Origin of the sequence: Treponema bryantii, assembly GCF_900111035.1 — a bacterium.
Lineage (GTDB): Bacteria > Spirochaetota > Spirochaetia > Treponematales > Treponemataceae > Treponema_D > Treponema_D bryantii_C.
The window spans coordinates 119,769-138,678 of record NZ_FOFU01000002.1 but is presented as its reverse complement, the minus strand read 5'-3'; the positions used below and the strand labels follow the sequence as shown (position 1 = coordinate 138,678).

Here is an 18,910-nt window from a genome sequence, read left to right as displayed (position 1 = left end):
CAATAATTAAATAAAAAATTATTTTTCCGAGATAAAAGAAAGTGCATCTATTCTGGCATCCTGCATAATGCCCATGTCGCGGGAAAGATCTGCTATTCGGAAACCGAGTTCTCCTGCCTGAACTGTGCCGTTGAGTTCTCCAGGACCTCGGGTTTTAAGATCCTGCTCTGCGATGAAAAATCCATCTGTGCTCTGGCGGAGGGCTTTCATTCGTTCAATGCCGGTTTCTGTAATGTCTTTGCTGTAAATAAGGAAGCAGTAAGACTGAGCGGTGCCGCGGCCAACTCGTCCTCGCAGCTGATGAAGCTGTGCCATACCAAAACGATCTGCCTGTTCAATTACCATACAGGTTGCATTCGGGACATCGACACCTACTTCGATTACTGTAGTAGCAGCAAGGACCTGAATTGCGCCGTCACGGAAGGCATTTAGAATCTGAACCTGTTCTTCTTCGTCGACCTTACTGTGAACAAGTGCGCATTTATATTGAGGATAGATGTGGTCACGCAGGTGGGTAAAGGCCCGCTCTGCCGATTTTATGTTTTCATCGCTGTCGATTGCCGGATAAACAAAATATGCCTGATGTCCCTGATCGAGTTCCTTACGTACGGCTTCGTAAGCATTGATTTCGTTTCCTTCTTTTACAAGATAGGTTGTGACTGGTTTTCGCCCGGCTGGCATTGTATGAATAGATGAAATATCAAGATCACCAAATACAGTGAGAGCAAGGCTTTGTGGAATTGGAGTTGCGCTCATCATAAGAAGATTTGGTTCGAATGTCATGCCGCGGTTAGTTACTCTACCTTTTTCTAGAATTGCCTGGCGCTGTAAAACTCCGAAGCGATGCTGTTCATCAATTACAGCGAGCTCCATATCCTTGTACTCAACATTTGATGAAAAAAGTGCGTGTGTACCAACGACAATATCAATATCGCCTTCTTTAAGGGCTTTGAGCAGCGGGTTACGGCCTTTTGCACGGAGATTTCCGGTAAGGAAGGCTGTTCTTACTCCAAGTGGTGCCAGAAGTTTTGCAGTAGTTTCAGCATGCTGTCTGGCAAGGATTTCTGTTGGAGCCATAAAAGCACACTGACCCTTCCAGCTGATTATTCTCAGACAAAGGAAAAGAGATACAAGCGTTTTTCCAGAGCCTACATCTCCCTGAAGCAGACGGGCCATGGTAAAGCTTGGAGTAGTTGGTGGTGGAAGGCCACGGTCTAATTGATTGAGAATTCGTTCCCGTTCGGTGTAGGCGCGGTCAATTTCGGCATCCATCTCGTAAATTACGCTGCGCTGGTCGTCTGTGAGCGGGAAGGGCAGGGAGTTGAAGAAATCGAGCTGCAGCGGGGAAAGGCTGTCAGTGAAGGTTTTGAGGTCGACAACTTTTTGGTCGGACTCTCTTTGCGGAGCTGAAGAGACGAGAACTCCCGAAGCGCCTTTTCTCTCAAAGACTCGTTTTGCAATCACAGACTGGAATTGAAAAAGTTCTTCAAAGGCAAGTGTCTGGCGCGCGGCCGCCGCCTGGGATATTTCGGTGGGGCGGTGAATAAGGCGGATTGCATCCTGTTTTGAAAGTAATCCGCGTTTTTGTATAATTTCGGCCGGTATCTCGTCTTCAATACCAAACGCATATTGTGACAGTGCCTGTGTTATGGCTTTTGAAATAGCTTTTTGAGTAAGTCCTTCTGTAAGAGGATAAATTGGAATTACACCGCTTTCTTTTGGGGAAATGGATGTGAGGTCGAGCGTTTTACCGGGCTCTGATTCCGTATATTCTGTGTGCTTGATTGCTTCAAATGCAGTGCTCTGTAAAGCACCGTATTTTACAAAAAACTGCCCGGTCACAGTGATTATAGTTCCCGGGACAAGAGATTTTTCTAAAAAGGCACGGTTGAAGCAGATAAGTTCTGCAGTTCCTGTACCGTCTGTAACAATAAGCTTGAGTGTTTTCATTCGCCCATAGCCGAACCATTCCTGGCGGACTACCTGAGCAACTGTATGCACTTTTCCGTTCTGTCCGCGCTCACCAAACGTTACTTTACGTGTCCTATCCTCGTAGTCGCGCGGATAATACTGGAGCAGATCGCCTACAGTGAAGATATTAACTTTAGCCAGCGTTTTGGTAAGCTGAGGCCCGATTCCAGAAATTGAAGAAACCGGGGTTTTTATATCAGAAATCTTCAAGGCGTGCTCCCACAGTAAATCAAAAGAACTTCAGAAAATTAGAAAGGCATTCTATAACAGAGGTTCACAAGAATCAGAATAAGGAAATGTCCAACGCCAAGAGTTACCAGAAGGATAATCCATGACAATAAAAGTGAAGTCTGGTAGCTCATATTCTTTTTTGAAAATGTTCCGGCGATTTTGTATGACATCTTATTCAAAATCATATCAACCTGATTCCAGCCAGAGTCATAAGAGGTTCTTCCCTTATTGATAAGAAGAACTATCCAGCGGATAAGAATCAAAAGTGTAAAAATTCCTATGATTGAAGAAGCAATTCCCCATAGAGAGCTCAAAATTGTTCCAAGAATTCCACCAAAGAAGATTCTGCCAGTACGCTGAATTCCAGCAAGAATTGCAGAAGCAAGAGAAAGAATTCCAATAGATACAATAGGAGAAAAATCAATGCTTCCTATTCTCAGAAATCCCAATTTTCTGAAAAGTCCCATATAAGGTTCACAGATTGCAGTCATTACATGTCCGAATTTTGTAAACCTTGCACCTGGGAACCAGGACATCAGAATATATACAAAACATAAAAGTGTATAAATAGAAAGAACTCCGGCTAAAATAGTTAAAATTGTTTGAATCACTCTGTCCAAACCTCCCGTACGAAATTGATTTCCTTAAGTGCCTTAATTGTTGTGTCATCGGCGCTTACGGAAATCTGGTCATTTGCCTTTACGACATAAGGATTATTTCCCGTGTCTATATGAAAATATACTGAGCATTTACCCATTTTATCAAATAAAAAATCACGTAATTGCGAAATTGCTGATTCAGAAGTGAAATTTGAGTCTATTTTGATATGTACGGACTGTGCAGAATGCTCTTCCATCTTTTCAACGTCTTCAATTGCATCTACGATAAGAGACGGTGTATCGCGGCTGCCATCAACTTTTCCACGGAAGGCATAAACACTGCCATCTTCAATCTGACCGCGCATTGTCTCCCATGTTTTTGGGAAGAAGGTTAAATCAATCTGGCCGTCCATATCATTCAGTTTAGCAAAGGCCATCTGAGCACCTTTTTTGGTAGTAATCTGATGGATTCCTGTAAGCATGCCAAGTGCAACATATGATTTTCCGGCATCACGCATCTGCCATGCTCTTGCACCGCTTGCTTCAAGGGCTGCCTTTTCTGCCTTGCTTTCTTCTGCAATTCTGTTGATGTTGCTTGCCCTTACGGTAACGGCTCTGTCAATTGCCTTGCGGTAGCTGTCCAAAGGATGTCCGCTTACATAACAACCGATACATTCTTTTTCCATATTAAGAAGTTCCATATTTGGAATATCTGCAATCTTCTTAAACTGGAAATCTGCAAAGTTTTTTTCTTCTTCTTCAAGTTCACCAAATAAATCGCCCTGGCCTTTTCTCTGATCCTCAAGATAAGATGAAACATAATCAAGAACGGCATCCATATTTGCCAGAAGTGTAGGGCGGTTTAAGACGGTTCCATCTTTTTCTTTCAGATGGTCAAAAGCTCCGGTTTTTATGAGAACTTCTATTGCCTTTTTATTTACAAGAGTTTTTTCGCGTCCGTCTTCATCCTTTTCAACAAGACCACATACACGCATAATAAAGTCCATAAAGCTCTTGTATGGACCGTTTGTTTCGCGTTCCTTTACGATTGCAGCAGCGGCTCCTTCTCCCATTCCCTTGATTCCTTTAAGACCAAAGACAATGCGGCCGTCTACAACGTCAAAGATAATATCAGAGCGGTTTACGTCCGGAGCATCTACTGCAACTCCCATCTTGCGCGCTTCTTCAATGTAGAACGGAAGACCATCTGTAGATGTGATTTCGTTTGTAAGGTTCGCTGCCATGAACTCGGCAGGGTAATGCGCTTTGAGCCAGCCTGTGCGGTAAGCAAGAACCGAGTAAGCGGCAGCGTGAGACTTGTTAAATCCGTAGCCCGCAAACGGAATCATGATTTCAAAGATGTCGCCGGCGTGTTCTTCTGTGTGTCCGTTTTTAACGGCACCGGCAATAAACTCTTCCTTCTTTTTCATAAGAACGTCGAGTTTTTTCTTACCCATGGCACGTCGCAGCATATCGGCACCACCAAGAGAGAAGCCTGAAATAATCTGGGCTACCTTCATTACCTGTTCCTGATAAACCATGATACCGTAGGTTTCTTTCAGAAGATCTTCAAGAGAAGGGTCTGGATATTCAATTTTCTCTGGATGCCATTTTCCTTCAATATATTTTGGAATGTAGGCAAGTGGACCCGGGCGGAAAAGCGCGTTCAACGCTACAAGCTCTTCGATACAGCGAGGTTTACATTCACGGAGAATCTTCTGCATACCAGGAGATTCAAACTGGAATACTGCAACTGAGTCTCCGCGGTCAAAAAGGTCAAAGGTCTGCTCGTCGGTTTCACTTACGTTGGCGGTAATGAATTCCGGAGTTCCTTCCGGACGGTGTTTATTTATGATTGCTTCTGCATATCGGATAAGCGAGAGGGTTTTGAGTCCAAGGTAGTCGAACTTTACGAGCCCACAAGGCTCAATAATATCCATTGTATACTGAACACCAACTTCACCTGTTTTAGGATCCTTAAATACAGGAGCCCAGTCTGGAAGCGGAGTAAGACCAATTACCATTCCTGATGCATGAAGACCAGTGTTTCGCTTTACACCTTCAAGACGGAATGCAAGATCAAAAAGTTCCTGATAGCGCGGGTCATCTTTGTATTTTATCAGCTGACCGCCATCTGGCATTTTTTCTGTAGGCTCACTGAATGCATCCTTGAGTTTTGCTTTAGGATTATCAGGAATACATTTTTTGAGTTCGTTTACTTCTGACAGTGGAATATTCAAAATACGGCCAACATCGGCAATACAGTTCTTAGGTTTAAGGGTACCAAAGGTTACAATGTGTCCTACGTTTGCGTCACCGTAAAGGTCGCGGGTATGCTGGATGATATCCTGGCGATAGTCGAAGTCCATGTCGACGTCGAAATCCGGCATGGAAACACGTTCTGGGTTTAAGAATCGCTCAAAAATCAAACCATATCTGAATGGGTCGATATCTGTAATGGTCATGGCGTAGGCTACAAGAGAACCCGCACCCGAACCTCGTCCCGGACCAATCGGGATATATGGCTTTGGCCTTTTGTTTACATTGTCATAAGTTGATTTAGACCAGTTGATGAATTCCCATACGATAAGGAAGTAGCCGGAGAATCCCATTGTAAAGATGGTGTTCATTTCGTAGTCGGCACGTTCGCGGATTTCCGGTGTAATTTCCTTGTAGCGTTTTTTAAGTCCTTCTTCTACAAGATATTTTACATAGTCGTTCTGGTCGCTCTGATAGTCGTCGCCGTGGGTTCGGAACTCGGCAGGGAGTTCGAAGCGCGGCAAACATTCCTTGAGTTCAGGAGTTGAATACTGTTTGATTGTAAGATTACACATGTTGGCAATCTTGATTGTGTTATCGTAAGCTTCAGGACACTGCGGGAACAGGGCGCGCATTTCAGCTTCGGTTTTGAAATACCAGTTGTCCAGATCCATGTCGCCGCCCATTTTGGCATGCTTTTCATGAAGCAGATTTTTAAAGCCGATACAGCGCAATGCATCCTGAGCAATGGCATCTTCTTTTTCTACATAGTGAATATCGTTTGTTACAACGAGTGGAATGTCGAGTTTGTGAGCAAGTGCAATCAGTTTTTCTGCAACAACCTTCTGCTCAGGAATTCCGTGGTCCTGAAGTTCGATATAATAATGATCAGGACCAAATAGATTTTTATACTTAAGGGCAAGTTCTTCTGCTTCTGCGTCCATTCCTGCAAGAAGCATTTGAGGAAGTTCTCCCTGAATACATGCAGAGCAGCAGATAATTCCTTCGTGATACTGTTCAAGAAGTTCAAAATCTATACGTGGTTTACCATAATAAAGTGCATTTTCATCACAAAAGGCGCGGCTGGAAAGCCAGCACATATTTTCATAGCCCTTCTGATTTTCGCAGAGAAGAATAAGGTGGAAGTAGTGTGCGTGACGGTCTCCTTCTTCTCCTTTATGGCTGTAAGGAACATCTTCTTTTTCATAATGGCTTCCGTAGGCAACATAAAATTCTTCACCTACAATCGGGTTGATTCCGTTTACATGGCAGAGCTTTTCAAAGTTGAGCGCACCGAACATGTTTCCGTGATCGGTGAGGGCAAGGGCAGGCATGTTAAGACTTTTTGCCTTTGCAACAAGCTTGTCGAGTGTGGCACAACTGTCCAAGAGAGAATAGTCAGAGTGTACATGAAGATGTACGAAATTTGAAACTGGCGTACCTTCTGGGGCAGCCGGAAATTCATGATAATCAGCCATTTTTTAATGCTCCCGGAGATTTTAGTATAACATAAAAGACAAAAAAAAACACGGCGCGCTGCCGTGTTTTTCTTAATAAAGGCGAGTCTTATTTACCGAGCTTAAACATATCCAGCTCTTTCATAAGTCCCTTGAGATTTTCCTGAGTGCTGTTTGTAGAAGCTGTTGTAATTGCAATAGCATCAGAAATCTGCTGAGAGAAGTCATTGATCTGATTCATGTTATCAGAAATAATTCTTGTTACTTCTGAAAGATTCTGCATTTCCTTGATAACCTGTTCACCACCAACGAGCATTTCTGCAGATCCATTCTTTACTTCTACAGTTGTGTCACTGATAGCGCGCATTGCTTCGAGAACCTGCTGGTTACCTGCAGTCTGTTCATCCATTGCGTTGGCAATAACAGTTTCCTGTTCACGAACCTTCTGAGAAAGCTCATAAATATTTTCGAATGCTGCCTGTACGTGATTGATATCAGTTGTAATTCCGGCAATAGCTTCAGAAAGAGAGCGGAGGTTTTCGTCGATAGCTTTACTCTGATCTCCAGACTGTTCAGCAAGTTTTCGGATTTCTTCAGCAACTACTGCGAATCCCTTACCAGCTTCACCGGCATGAGCAGACTCAATAGCGGCATTCATAGCAAGGAGGTTTGTACGGCTGGCAATGCTCTGAATGATACTTGAAGCCTGGAGAATACCTGCTGACTGCTGGAGTACAGCATCTGCAGTTTTAACGGCTGTCTTAACCTGCTGCTGACCTTTATCAGCTGCATCAGTAAGAGAGTTTACTACAACATTGTTCTTTTCAAGAATCTGAGAAACACTTGCAATATTAGCAACCATCTCTTCTACAGCGGCAGAAGACTGTGTAACGCCTGCAGCCTGAGATTCAATAGAATTGTTAAGGGCACGAATATTACCCATAATCTGTTCGATAGAAGAGTTAGATTCTTCTACACCAGCAGACTGGTTTTCAATTTCCTGCTTCATGCTTGAAAGTGATTCAACAATATTTGCAACGTTTTCTTTTGTAAGGTCCATGTTGTGAACAAGGTCATCAGACTGATTTGAAGTCTTTCTTGTTGAAACATCGATTTCGCGAAGCATATCTCTAGCCTGGTCTTTAAATGCATTGATTCCCTGAATAATGATACCAAGTTCACTACGATGTGTTGGTCTACCATCTGCAACAGTATAATCTTTCTGAGAGAGTGCTGAGGTAATGGCTGCAATCTGCTTAAGACAATGAATAATATCTGCAACAAGAAGTAATGTAGCTACAGTAAAGTAAGCAACGCTATAAATCAGAATTGGTAGGATTCGTTTGTAAACAACTGAAGGACCTGCTGCGAGGTTTGCAGGGGTAAGAACAGATATAATCAGGAATACACAACCAAGAAGTGCAAATGTAAGTGTAAGAACGTTTCTCTGGATGATATTGAGAGGGAGCTCTTTGCTATTAAAAGGAATAACATAGAGTTTTGGTTCAATAATACGAATATGAAGAATATAGAACAAAAGACTTACATCAAAAAGAGAACCAAGCATCAAAAGACTAAGGAAGATTCCTGGCTCTCCACCATTAAATGCAGAAAGATGTATGCCATGATTTCGTACATAGATACCCATAACCTGTCCAATAAGAATCATGGAACCAACTGGTATTACAATATTAAAAAGGTCTACAAGTTTAAGCTGTTTATTGAACTTTTTAATTCCTTCTGGAGTAAGCTGTGCTTTCATGATTATATAGCGCAACAGAAATGTCATACATGCACCTGCAATTACGACAAGTGCAACCATTAAGTTGATTATTGGAGCTCCGAAAACAAGTCCAAAGTCATCCATGCTGAACAAACCAGTAATTAAAGCAACTGGTGTCATTACCATAAATGGTGTAGCATATAGAAGGAAAATCATTAAATATCCGTACCACGGAACATAGATGCCATTAGCGTAAGTTTTTTTTGAGCTCATAAAATCTCCTGTTTTTTGTTAAAATTTTTATTAACAATAATCCTTTATATTATACGGCATGATTCAAAATAAGTTAAGAATTATTTTGACCAGCCTTTTTTCTTGCAGATATAAATGGCTCATGATAAAATTATGTTATATCGAAAAGTTCAGACGTAAACTTGTGATTTAAGGATGGGGGGAGAGAATTTATTACGTCAGGTATTCTGGAGGATATTTGAGTGTTTTACTATAAAAAATCTCTTCTTTTAGCCTTGTTTACAACACTATCAATATTCTGTATCTATTGTATTTCAGCTACTACAAATGGAAACTCCGGAATTCTGACGATGGGAAGTTTTACAATTCCGATTGTCTCTTTACAGGGTATTATTGCTGCCGTTAATGCTTTGTGCTGTATCATAATGGTATTTATAGATTTTAAGAAGGGCAGCAAAATTGCTTTTACAATAATGGGCATATCGATTGCTCTTGCCCTGATTCCTATTTTTACCGTTCATTCTCTGGCACCACTTCCTGGAATTGTATCTAATATTGTTTCTCTTGTTTCAATAATCATCATTTATTCCTTCTATAAAAGATCATCTATGAACAGCCTTACAGATTTTATTACAGGCTTACCAAACAGACGTTATTATGTGAAAGAAGTAAATGAAAGACTCAGCGTAAAACAAACTTTTTATCTTGCATGTATTGAGATAGAAGATTTTAAGAATATAAATGATGTATATGGAATTCGTGCCGCAGATTTTATTTTAGTTGATACTGCTAAAAAACTGAAAGGTAAGCTTGGTGAGAACGAAATGCTTTTCAGAATTACCGGCGGTCTTTTTGCAATGCTGCTGAATGAAAAAACTGTACCGGAAGAAAAACTCAAAAATGTAATCCGTTCTGAAGTCATGATGCTTCCTCCAAAAGAAGGTGAAGATCTGCTTGTAAAAAACAGTTGTATTGTTTCTCTTGCAGCAGGTATTGTTCATATTGGTTCAAATGATAATTACAAGGATTCTGCTTCTGTTATGCGTGATGCAGAAATTGCGCTGATGGAGGCCCGCAAGTTACAGAATCAAAAAATGTGTCTTTTTTCTGATTCATTAAAGAAACAGGATTTTGAACAGAAAGAAGCAGAGTTTCTTATAAAAGATGCAATGCAGAATAATTATTTCTACCTTGTATATCAGCCGCAGTTTACTACAAATGAAAAGAAACTCCGTGGTTTTGAAACTCTTATTCGTTGTAAAAAGCCGGACGGTTCAATAATTAGTCCTGCAAATTTTATTCCTGCTGCGGAAAAAACAAATCTAATCACTTCTATTGATGATTATGTTTTGCGCCGTGCTATGACAGAGTTTAAGCCTGTTGTTGTAAATGAAAAAAAAGATTTTGTTCTTTCAATAAATGTTTCGGCAAAGAATATTGGAACAGAAAATTTTGCACAGAAACTTAAACAGATTATTGATGAAATTCAGTTCCCTCCAGAAAATCTTGAAATTGAAATTACTGAATATTCTTTTGCAGAATCTATGGAGACTACGGTAGAAAATATCCTGTCGCTTAAGAGTCTTGGAGTTCAGATTGCCCTTGATGATTTTGGAACCGGTTATACTTCAATTGCTCAGCTTATGAAGCTGCCTGTAACTCTTTTGAAAATTGATAAGAGCCTTATTGATAATATTGAAACAGATCCTGTTATGTGTGACATGGTTGATTCTGTAATTTATATGGGCCATATCATGAATTGCGAAGTTATTTCAGAAGGTGTTGAAAATGAAAACCAACTTGAAATTCTGAAAGAGCACAAGTGTGATTTTATTCAGGGCTTTGTATGGGGTAAACCTCTGGATTTTGATTCTGCTGTCAGCTTGTGTAAGGATACAAAATAAATGAAATCCAGAGCCAGTTTCTCAAAACTATCAGTTTTAGTTATCTCTATTTTATTACTGGTTGTTAACGGCGCGCTTGGAACAATTTTAATTCTTCAGTCACGTAATGATTTACGCCAACAGATGCAGGGGCGTATGCTGGATATTTTGAATAGTGCAGCGTCTCTCCTTGATGGTGACGTGCTTGAAAAACTTCAGAAAGAAGATGAAGATACTCCTGAGTATCAGTATTCACTGGGAATTCTACGCGCCTTTCAGGATAACTTTAAACTTGATTATATTTATGGAATCCGGGATATGGGAAATAAACAGTTTTCGTTTACTATTGATCCTGCTCCTGTTGACCCGGGTGAATTTGGTGAGCCGATTGTTTATACAGATGCTCTTTATTCTGCAAGTCTTGGAATTGCGGCTTTTGATAAAGAACCGTATGAAGATAAATGGGGACGATTCTATAGTGCTTACGTTCCGGTTTTTAATTCCAAAGGAAAGGTTGGTGGAATAATTGCCGTTGATGCTGATGCAGACTGGTATGAAAAACGGCTAAGGGAACATATTATAACAGTTCTGATTATTTGTATTGTTTCGCTGCTAGCCGGTGGCATTATTGTATTTCTTGTAATCAGTAAATTACACAGACGGTTATCATTTATCAATATAGAGATGAATCTGCTTACTGAAGAAGTTGATGAGCTTGCTCATGCATTAAAAATAGCTTCCGGTCGTCGTTCTGATTCTTTTGAATATAATGATTCTTACAAGCTGTATGAGGAGGATTCTCAGTCTTTAAAACGAGATGAATTTGAGGAACTGTATAATTGTTTGAAATATGTACGGAACGAACTTCAGCAGTATATTGATGATGCTCATAAAATGGCTTATACAGATGCTCTCACTGGAGCTGCAAATCGAAACGCTTATGTAGAGATTATTAAAGAACTTGATGCACAGCTGGCAGAAAGAGAACTTGATTTTTCTATTGCTGTTTTTGACATTAACGGACTTAAGCCTGCAAATGACAGTTTTGGCCATGACTATGGTGATATGCTGATTATTACAGCTTCTGATATTTTAAAAGACTTCGTTGGTTCAGAAAACCTTTACAGAATAGGTGGAGATGAATTTGCAGCTGTATTAGATATATCTGATGATAAAAAATTAGATGAAATTTTTAAGGCTATAGATTCTGCAGTTGCAGAAACAAATGAAAAAAATACAGAGTTTAATTCAGAAGCTCCTCTTGCCATTTCAAAAGGATATGCAATTTATGCTTCTGGAAAAGATTCAGATGTGCAGTCGGTTTTCCGCCGTGCAGATGAACAAATGTATTCAGATAAAGCTGCCTATTATAAGAAGCACGACCGCCGCCACCGATAGCATATCTATTGAGACAACTCTTCAAAATCATTATAATCAATCATTACTTTCTATATTATTGATTTTTTGAAATAACGAGGTTTTTTATGAGTGAAGTAAGAGTTCGTTACGCACCTTCCCCAACTGGAATGCAGCACATTGGTGGTGTTCGCACTGCACTTTTTAATTATCTTTTTGCACGTTCACAAAACGGAAAATTTATCCTTCGTCTCGAAGATACAGACCGTACACGCTACGATGAAAAATATGTTCAAAATCTTTACGATACAATGGCATGGCTTGGAATCGACTGGGATGAAGGCGGTTCAAAAGGCGGCGAATACGGTCCTTACGTTCAGAGCGAACGCTTTGAGCTTTACAAGAAATATGCTTATGAACTCGTAGAAAAGGGAGAGGCTTACTACTGTTTCTGTGATGCAGAACGCCTCGACCGTATCCGCAAGATTCAGACAGAAAATAAGATGGCTCCAGGTTATGACCGCAACTGCCGTCACCTTACTCCGGAAGAAGTAAAGGCTAATCTCGATGCAGGTAAGCCATACGTAATCCGTCTTAAGGTTCCAATGGAAGGAGAAACAAAATTCTCTGACCACCTTCTCGGCGATATCGTTTGGAAGAACGAAGATATTTCTCCAGATCCAGTTTTGCTTAAGTCTGATGGTTTCCCAACATATCACCTTGCAAATATTGTTGATGACCACTTTATGAAAATCAGCCACGTAATGCGCGCTCAGGAATGGATTCCTTCTACTCCACTGCATGTTCAGATGTACCGCGCTTTCGGCTGGGAGCATCCTGAGTTCTGTCACCTTCCAATGGTAAACGGTTCAGATGGAAAGAAACTTTCTAAGCGCCACGGTTCTACATCTTTGAACGAGTTCCGTGCCCGCGGTTATCTTCCACAGGCTATCGTAAATTACGTTGCTATGCTCGGTTGTTCTTACGAAGAAGGAAAAGAATTCTATACAATGGAAGAACTTGCAAAGGCATTTAAGCTTGAGCACCTCAATAAGGCACCGGCTGTATTCGACTACAAGAAGCTTGAATATTTCAACGCTAACTATATCCGCCAGCTCTCAACAGAAGAACTGTACAAATGGACTCTTCCATTTATTACAGGTACTGGCGATGCAACTCTCGAAATCAATCCTGAGAACCCACAGCCAAAACCAAATGTTGGTCCAGAGTTCTCTGGCGTTGCTCTTGGCGAAGACGGAAAGCCTTACTGCGTAGACAAGAGTATGAACATGAGTTCAGAAGATGTTGAAAAGACATTGATGGGACTTATGCCTCTTATCCAGGAACGTCTTAAGTTCCTTACAGAAGCAGCAGAAATGGTTCACTTTATGTTTACAGAACCTGCAGTTCCTCCAGTAGAACAGCTTGTTCCAAAGAAGATTGATGCAGCAAAGACTAAGGAAGTTCTTGAAGCAGCTAAAGACTTTGTTCACCAGTGCTTCAGCCTCGACCACGAAGGTGCAGAAGCTCTTGCTAAGTCTAAGGCAGAAGCTCTTGGAATTAAACTTGGCGACTTTATGATGCCAATCCGAATGGCTGTAACCGGAAGCCGTGTTTCACCACCGCTCATCGGTTCTATCTTAGTTCTTGGCGAAGAGAAGTCTCTTGCCAGAATTGAGAAAGCTATTGCTACATTATAATTTTTCCAGGAATGCAGTGCAGCCTTCCAGAATATCTTCATAAGTCTGGTCAAAGTTGCCTGTATACCATGGATCTGCAATGTCACGGCTCTTACCTGCAAAGGATAAGAGCCGTACTATTTTATGGTCAGTGTCTGGAGCCCACCAGCGGTTCATGTAATATTCGTTTTCGTCGTCCATTGCGACAAGATAATCAAACTCATCATAATCAGCATTTGTAATCTGACGGGCAGCACGGCGGCTGAATGGAATACCCATTTCGCGGAGTTTTGTCCGGGTTCCGTAGTGTATATCGTTTCCAATTTCTTCACGACTGGTAGCGGCTGATTCAATTAAGAATTCGTGCTCGCGGCCGGCGCGGCGTACCAGTTCTTTCATAACAAATTCTGCCATTGGTGAGCGGCAGATATTGCCGTGACATACAAATAAAATCTTAATCATAAAATATTTTCCTTAATCCAGTCTGCAACGCCATCTGCTTCGTTTGATTTACAAACTTCATCTGCGATTTTCTGAACTTCTGGAATTGCGTTTTTCATGGCAATGCCTTTGCCGCAGAGTTTTAGCATTCCGATGTCATTATAATCATCGCCAAAGGCTGCAATCTGTGCGGGAGATATTTTTAAATGACTGCACAGTGCTTCTATAGCCTTTTCTTTTGTTGCACCCTTTTTACTGAGTTTATACCATGGAATATCAGAAAATGGAAGATAATCAATTTTGTCCAGACCAATGCTGGAAACAACCTTTTCAATTTTTTCCTTGTCCAGAGATTCAATACAAAGTTTCATGCAGGGTTCATTGAAATCAGAAAAATCATTGTACTCCCAGAATTTATCAGGAAGTTCTTCTTTTGAATTTGAGTAGAGTCCAAACTCATTGTCTACAGAAAGAACTGCATCTGGTCCAAAGACCTTAAAAGTTGCGTCTATAAGAGTACGTATTTCTTCAACGGAGAACTCACAGGAATAAATTTTTTCTCTGCAGGTTACAATGCCACCGCCATTTGTAATGAGAATATCCGGAGAAAGTCCGTCCAGATATTTAATTGCATTTATTCCGGCACGTGAAGTACATACGCCGAATAGCACACCTTTTTTCTGTGTTTCTGCAATCATAGCTTTTGAATAATCTGAAATTGATTTATCGTCGTGAAAAAGAGTTCCGTCCAGATCGGACAAGATGATAGATATATTTTCCATAATAAATTATGAAAGATTTTTTCAGTTTTGACAAGGCACAGAAGTGACTTAACTTCTTGTTTACGAAAGAAATATTAAATTTGTAATGCCTATAAACTGTGGTATAATTATATATATTAAGTGCGACTGTAGATGAGCAATCAATACAACACTGAAAAAACTAAAATTCTCCTTGTGGACAGCAATGCTGAAAATATAGCCTTGCTGAAAGAAATTATTTCATCTCAGTACACAGTTATAGATACTTCACCTGAAGATGTTTTTGAAATTCTTTCAAACGGTCTTTATGATATTGCTTCTGCAATTATTGATATTCGACTGGCCGCTCCTATTGTCAAAAAACTTCGTGGCTTTATTCCGACCGAAAAGATTCCAATTCTTATTAGTACAGATATAGAAAATTCAGATTTAGAAGCTGAATTATTAACACTCGAGGTTCTGGATTTTCTGAAAAAGCCTTATGATGAAAGACGTGTTTTAAATCGCCTTAAAACTGCCATAAAACTTGCAGAAGCAAATAAGGCTATTGATGAACTTGAGAGAGATGCACTTACCGGACTTTTGACAAGAAAGGCGTTTTTGCTTAAAACGGAACAGTTTATAGCTGCCAATCCGGAAAAAAAATATTCTTTAATTGCTTTTGATTTTGATAATTTCAAATCTTCTAACAGTTTGTATGGCGTAGAAAAATGTAATGAGTTTCTGGCGTTTACTGCAAGAGAAATGATGAAGGCTCTGCCTGAAGGAATTTCTGGCCGTTATGGTGGAGACCAGTATATTCTTTTCTTTGAATCAGAACATGATTTTGATATGCAGCGCCTTACACGCATAAGTAAACTGATTCTTGATAAAGCACCAATTCCTCATCAGATAGTTAAGATGGGAATTTATACTCCGATAGATGTTGAGATCCCTATTGTTATCTGCTGCGACAGAGCATTCCTTTCAATCAGTAGAATTAAAGGTAAGTATGGAAAAGACTATGCCTTTTTTGAAGATGAACTGCAGAGTCAGCTTTTGAATGAACAGCGTATTACAGAAACAATGGAGCGGGCTCTTGAAGAATGTCAGTTCCAGGTTTTTTATCAGCCGAAGCATGAAACAATAAGTGGGAATATTGCAGGAGCAGAAGCTCTTGTTCGCTGGAATCATCCTGAATATGGTTTTATGTCGCCGGGGCAGTTTATTCCGCTTTTTGAAAGAAATGGTTTTATTGTAAAGCTAGACTGTTTTGTTCTTGAACAGGTTTGTAAAGATATTCAGAGATGGAAACAGGATGGACTTCCTCTGGTTCCGATTTCTGTTAATGTTTCCCGACGCGATTTTATAGAGTCTGGCTGTATTGATAAGCAATATCAGATTGTTGAAAAATATAATATAGACCACAGTCTTATTCACATGGAAGTAACGGAGTCTCTTTATTCGGAAAATACGGATCTTATTATTTCTCAGGTTAAGAGAACTCAGGAAATGGGCTTTGTAATTGAGATGGATGATTTTGGTGCCGGTTATTCTTCTCTTGGCTCTCTCTCCACTTTTCCTTTGAATGTTCTGAAACTTGATATCAGCTTTGTACGAAATATTGTAAAAAATGAAATTGTAATTGAAAATATCATTAAAATGGCTCATCGCATGGGGCTTCTTGTAATTGCCGAAGGTGCCGAAACTGTAGAGCAGTTTAAGATTTTAAGAACACTTGGCTGTGATTACATACAGGGCTATTATTTTTCAAAGCCGCTTCCTGTAAAAGAATTTGAAGCATACCTGAAAAAATCTTCAGTCCTTTCCTGTGGAAATATCACACTCAGAGATTTTGCTAAAACCAGAACGTCTCTTAGCGAAGATATGCTGATGGCTGCGAATGAGGTTGCAGAAGGAATTCCTGGAGGATTCTTCTCTTATCATGCAGATGGCGGCCTGGAACTTATTTCCTTTAACAACGAACTTATCCGCATGTACGGATGTTCGACAGCTGAAGAATTCCGGGATTATGTAGGAAACTCGTTCTGTGGAATTGTTCATCCTGATGACTTTACCCGCGTGCAGAGAAGCATTGATATGCAAATTACAGAACATAACAATATTGATTATGTTGAATATAGGATAAAGGCAAAGGATGGTTCTGTAAAATACGTAAAGGATTATGGACGTTTTGTAAAGACAAAAAATTACGGTGATATTTTTTACGTATTCCTTAATGATATTACTCTGGAAGAAAGGGCAAAGGCAGATGCAGAGGCAGAACTTGTCCGAAAAATTGAATTACAGAGAACTGCAGACCTTGCTTCAAATGCAAACCGCGCAAAAAATATTTTCATGTACAATGTCTCACACAATATTCTCGAAGACATGCAGACAATGGTCGGTCTCACAAATGAAATCAAGAACAGCGTGAAAGACAACTCTGCGGCTCTTGCAAATATAAAGAAAATTGAAAAATCAGAAGAACATATGCTCAGCTTTATAAACAATGTTTATGAGCTTGCCCAGATGGAAAACGGTGATATCCAGCTGAATGAGGTTCCTATTGATATTACAAAGGCTATGGAAAAGACCTATGCCCTTATTGAAAAAGATGTAAATGAAAAAGGAATCGAAGTAGAATACTGGTCGGAAATTACTAATCCGTATATTTATCAGGATATTATGCATACAACAAATGTTGTAATGAACATCTTAATGAATGCAATAAAATATACTCCTGAAGGCGGAAAAATCCGTTTTGGACTCAGACAGGAACAGGCTGAAAATCCGAATGAATGTATTATAACTTTTATCTGTGAAGATACTGGAATTGGAATTTCACCGGAATTTATTCCTTATATCTGCAAAAGTTTTGCGCGGGAAGATAACGAGGTTAATGCCAGTATTCAGAGTGCAGGTCTTGGTTTGAGTATAGCTAAAACCCTGTTATATCTTATGAACGGAACAATTGATATTAAGAGCGAAATTGGAAAAGGAACCACCGTTACGACAAGACAGCCTCATCTCTATGCAAAAAAAGAAGAGGTTGAAAGATCAACCTCTCTTACAGGAAATGTTCATTTATAAACTGTAATTACAGATTATAATCCGCGGGCCCACGCATAAGTGCTCAGATAAGGATCTGGACGTACGGGTGCTTCGGAAGAATACAACTCATCTATCTGACCTTTTTCATTGATCTTTCCAATACGGGTTATTTTATTCAGGTGCTGATTAGAGCCCTCGAGGGTTACCATTCCTTCTGGAGCGATATAGGTTAGCCCCTTAGCTGCAATTCTTACAGGTTCAACGTCAAAGGTTCCGGCTCTTGTGCAGGCAGAAGCCCAGAGATTTACAGCAATATATGCAGCCTCTTCAGGATCTCCTACAGCTTTATTCTGACCGAACTCTTTTTTGTAAGCAGAAACAAATCTTGTGTTTTTTGCAGATGCAGTTGATTCAAAATAGTTCCAGGCAACATAATGGCCTTTCAGTTTTTCAATTCCTATAGATTTTATTTCGCTGTCAGAAACAGAAAAACTCATTACAGGAATAGTGTCAGCATCTATACCAGAATATTTTAACTGAGAAAAGAAAGACTGGTTAGAATTTCCATTCAGGGTATTTATAATTACGTCTGGCTTTAGCTTCTGGATTTCCTTTATAACCTGAGAAAAATCTGCTTCATGCATTGGAACGTAAGTTTCTCCTACGCATGTTCCGCCATTGTTTTTGAGCTGAGCTTTAATTATTGCATTTGCAGTACGAGGGAAAATATAATCGCTTCCAAGAAGATATATTCGTTTTCCAATGTTTGTAATACAGTAATCAATTGCCGGAACTACCTGCTGGTTTGGAGCAGCTCCCATATACATGATGTTAGGGCTTGCTTCAAAGCCTTCGTATTGAACCGGATACCAGAGAAGACCGTAATCTTCTTCTACAACTTTTTTGACAGCCTTGCGGGAATCAGAAGTCCAGCAGCCAAAGATAGTTGCTACCTTATCTTCCTCAAGAAGTTTACGTGCTTTTTCTGCAAACATGCGGGGATTACTTTTGCCGTCTTCTTCTACTATTTTTATCTGACAGCCAAGCACACCTCCAGCTTCATTCAATTCTTTTATTGCAAGAAGTTCTGCATCTCTAACTCCAACTTCACTTATAGACATAGTACCTGTGAGGGAGTGCAGAATACCAACCTTAACATATTTCTTTTTAGGTTTCTTGCAGGAAACGAGTGTTAAAATACACAAAATAGAGGCAGCGACAATAACCGCCCGAGTAAAATATCTTTTCATATCTCTCCTATCCTA

At 40.1% G+C, this 18,910-nt stretch carries 11 protein-coding genes; 4 read left to right on the top strand and 7 right to left on the bottom strand.

From position 1 onward, the window contains the following. Positions 1 to 18: 18 nt before the first annotated feature. The 4 genes from BMY21_RS03850 to BMY21_RS03835 form a co-directional block, all read right to left on the bottom strand. Positions 19 to 2,181, bottom strand: coding sequence for an ATP-dependent DNA helicase RecG (locus tag BMY21_RS03850; RefSeq protein WP_074641102.1), 2,163 nt, complete (start codon positions 2,179 to 2,181; stop codon positions 19 to 21). Positions 2,182 to 2,219: 38 nt separating this feature from the next. Beyond that, positions 2,220 to 2,813: a YggT family protein gene (locus BMY21_RS03845; RefSeq protein WP_074641100.1), complete on the bottom strand. Its 594-nt coding sequence runs from the start codon at positions 2,811 to 2,813 to the stop codon at positions 2,220 to 2,222. Then, positions 2,810 to 6,538 (bottom strand): DNA polymerase III subunit alpha, encoded by a 3,729-nt coding sequence (dnaE, locus tag BMY21_RS03840; protein ID WP_074641098.1) that lies wholly within the window; start codon positions 6,536 to 6,538, stop codon positions 2,810 to 2,812. The genes BMY21_RS03845 and dnaE overlap by 4 nt, the downstream gene beginning before the upstream one ends. An 88-nt stretch (positions 6,539 to 6,626) precedes the next feature. Next, positions 6,627 to 8,513 carry a methyl-accepting chemotaxis protein gene (locus tag BMY21_RS03835; protein ID WP_074641096.1) on the bottom strand — a complete coding sequence of 629 codons (1,887 nt, stop codon included), beginning with the start codon at positions 8,511 to 8,513 and terminating at the stop codon, positions 6,627 to 6,629. Between the two features lie 221 nt (positions 8,514 to 8,734). On the opposite strand from BMY21_RS03835, the gene BMY21_RS03830 reads away from it, so the two are divergent. The 3 genes from BMY21_RS03830 (at position 8,735) to gltX (ending at position 13,431) form a co-directional block, all read left to right on the top strand. Then, on the top strand, positions 8,735 to 10,396 hold the full coding sequence (locus BMY21_RS03830) for a putative bifunctional diguanylate cyclase/phosphodiesterase (RefSeq protein WP_074641094.1): 1,662 nt from the start codon (positions 8,735 to 8,737) through the stop codon (positions 10,394 to 10,396). Further along, positions 10,397 to 11,773 carry a sensor domain-containing diguanylate cyclase gene (locus BMY21_RS03825; RefSeq protein WP_074641092.1) on the top strand — a complete coding sequence of 459 codons (1,377 nt, stop codon included), beginning with the start codon at positions 10,397 to 10,399 and terminating at the stop codon, positions 11,771 to 11,773. It abuts the gene before it with no gap. Positions 11,774 to 11,859: 86 nt separating this feature from the next. Then, the gene (gene gltX, locus BMY21_RS03820; RefSeq protein ID WP_074641090.1) at positions 11,860 to 13,431 is read left to right on the top strand and encodes a glutamate--tRNA ligase; all 1,572 of its coding nucleotides are present in this window, start codon (positions 11,860 to 11,862) and stop codon (positions 13,429 to 13,431) included. Here the strand turns inward: gltX and BMY21_RS03815 are convergent. After that, positions 13,426 to 13,872 carry a low molecular weight protein-tyrosine-phosphatase gene (locus tag BMY21_RS03815; RefSeq protein WP_074641088.1) on the bottom strand — a complete coding sequence of 149 codons (447 nt, stop codon included), beginning with the start codon at positions 13,870 to 13,872 and terminating at the stop codon, positions 13,426 to 13,428. The two genes, gltX and BMY21_RS03815, sit on opposite strands and share 6 nt — an antisense overlap. Further along, the gene (locus BMY21_RS03810) at positions 13,869 to 14,633 is read right to left on the bottom strand and encodes an HAD family hydrolase (protein WP_074641086.1); all 765 of its coding nucleotides are present in this window, start codon (positions 14,631 to 14,633) and stop codon (positions 13,869 to 13,871) included. Before BMY21_RS03810 ends, BMY21_RS03815 begins: the two co-directional genes overlap by 4 nt. 174 nt (positions 14,634 to 14,807) lie before the next feature. Here BMY21_RS03810 and BMY21_RS03805 point away from each other — a divergent pair, with 174 nt between their 5' ends. Continuing rightward, positions 14,808 to 17,684 (top strand): EAL domain-containing protein, encoded by a 2,877-nt coding sequence (locus BMY21_RS03805; protein WP_177177710.1) that lies wholly within the window; start codon positions 14,808 to 14,810, stop codon positions 17,682 to 17,684. A 14-nt stretch (positions 17,685 to 17,698) separates the two neighbouring features. Here BMY21_RS03805 and urtA read toward each other — a convergent pair whose 3' ends face one another. Continuing rightward, positions 17,699 to 18,895: an urea ABC transporter substrate-binding protein gene (urtA, locus tag BMY21_RS03800; protein WP_083379671.1), complete on the bottom strand. Its 1,197-nt coding sequence runs from the start codon at positions 18,893 to 18,895 to the stop codon at positions 17,699 to 17,701. Between the last annotated feature and the right edge of the window lie 15 nt (positions 18,896 to 18,910).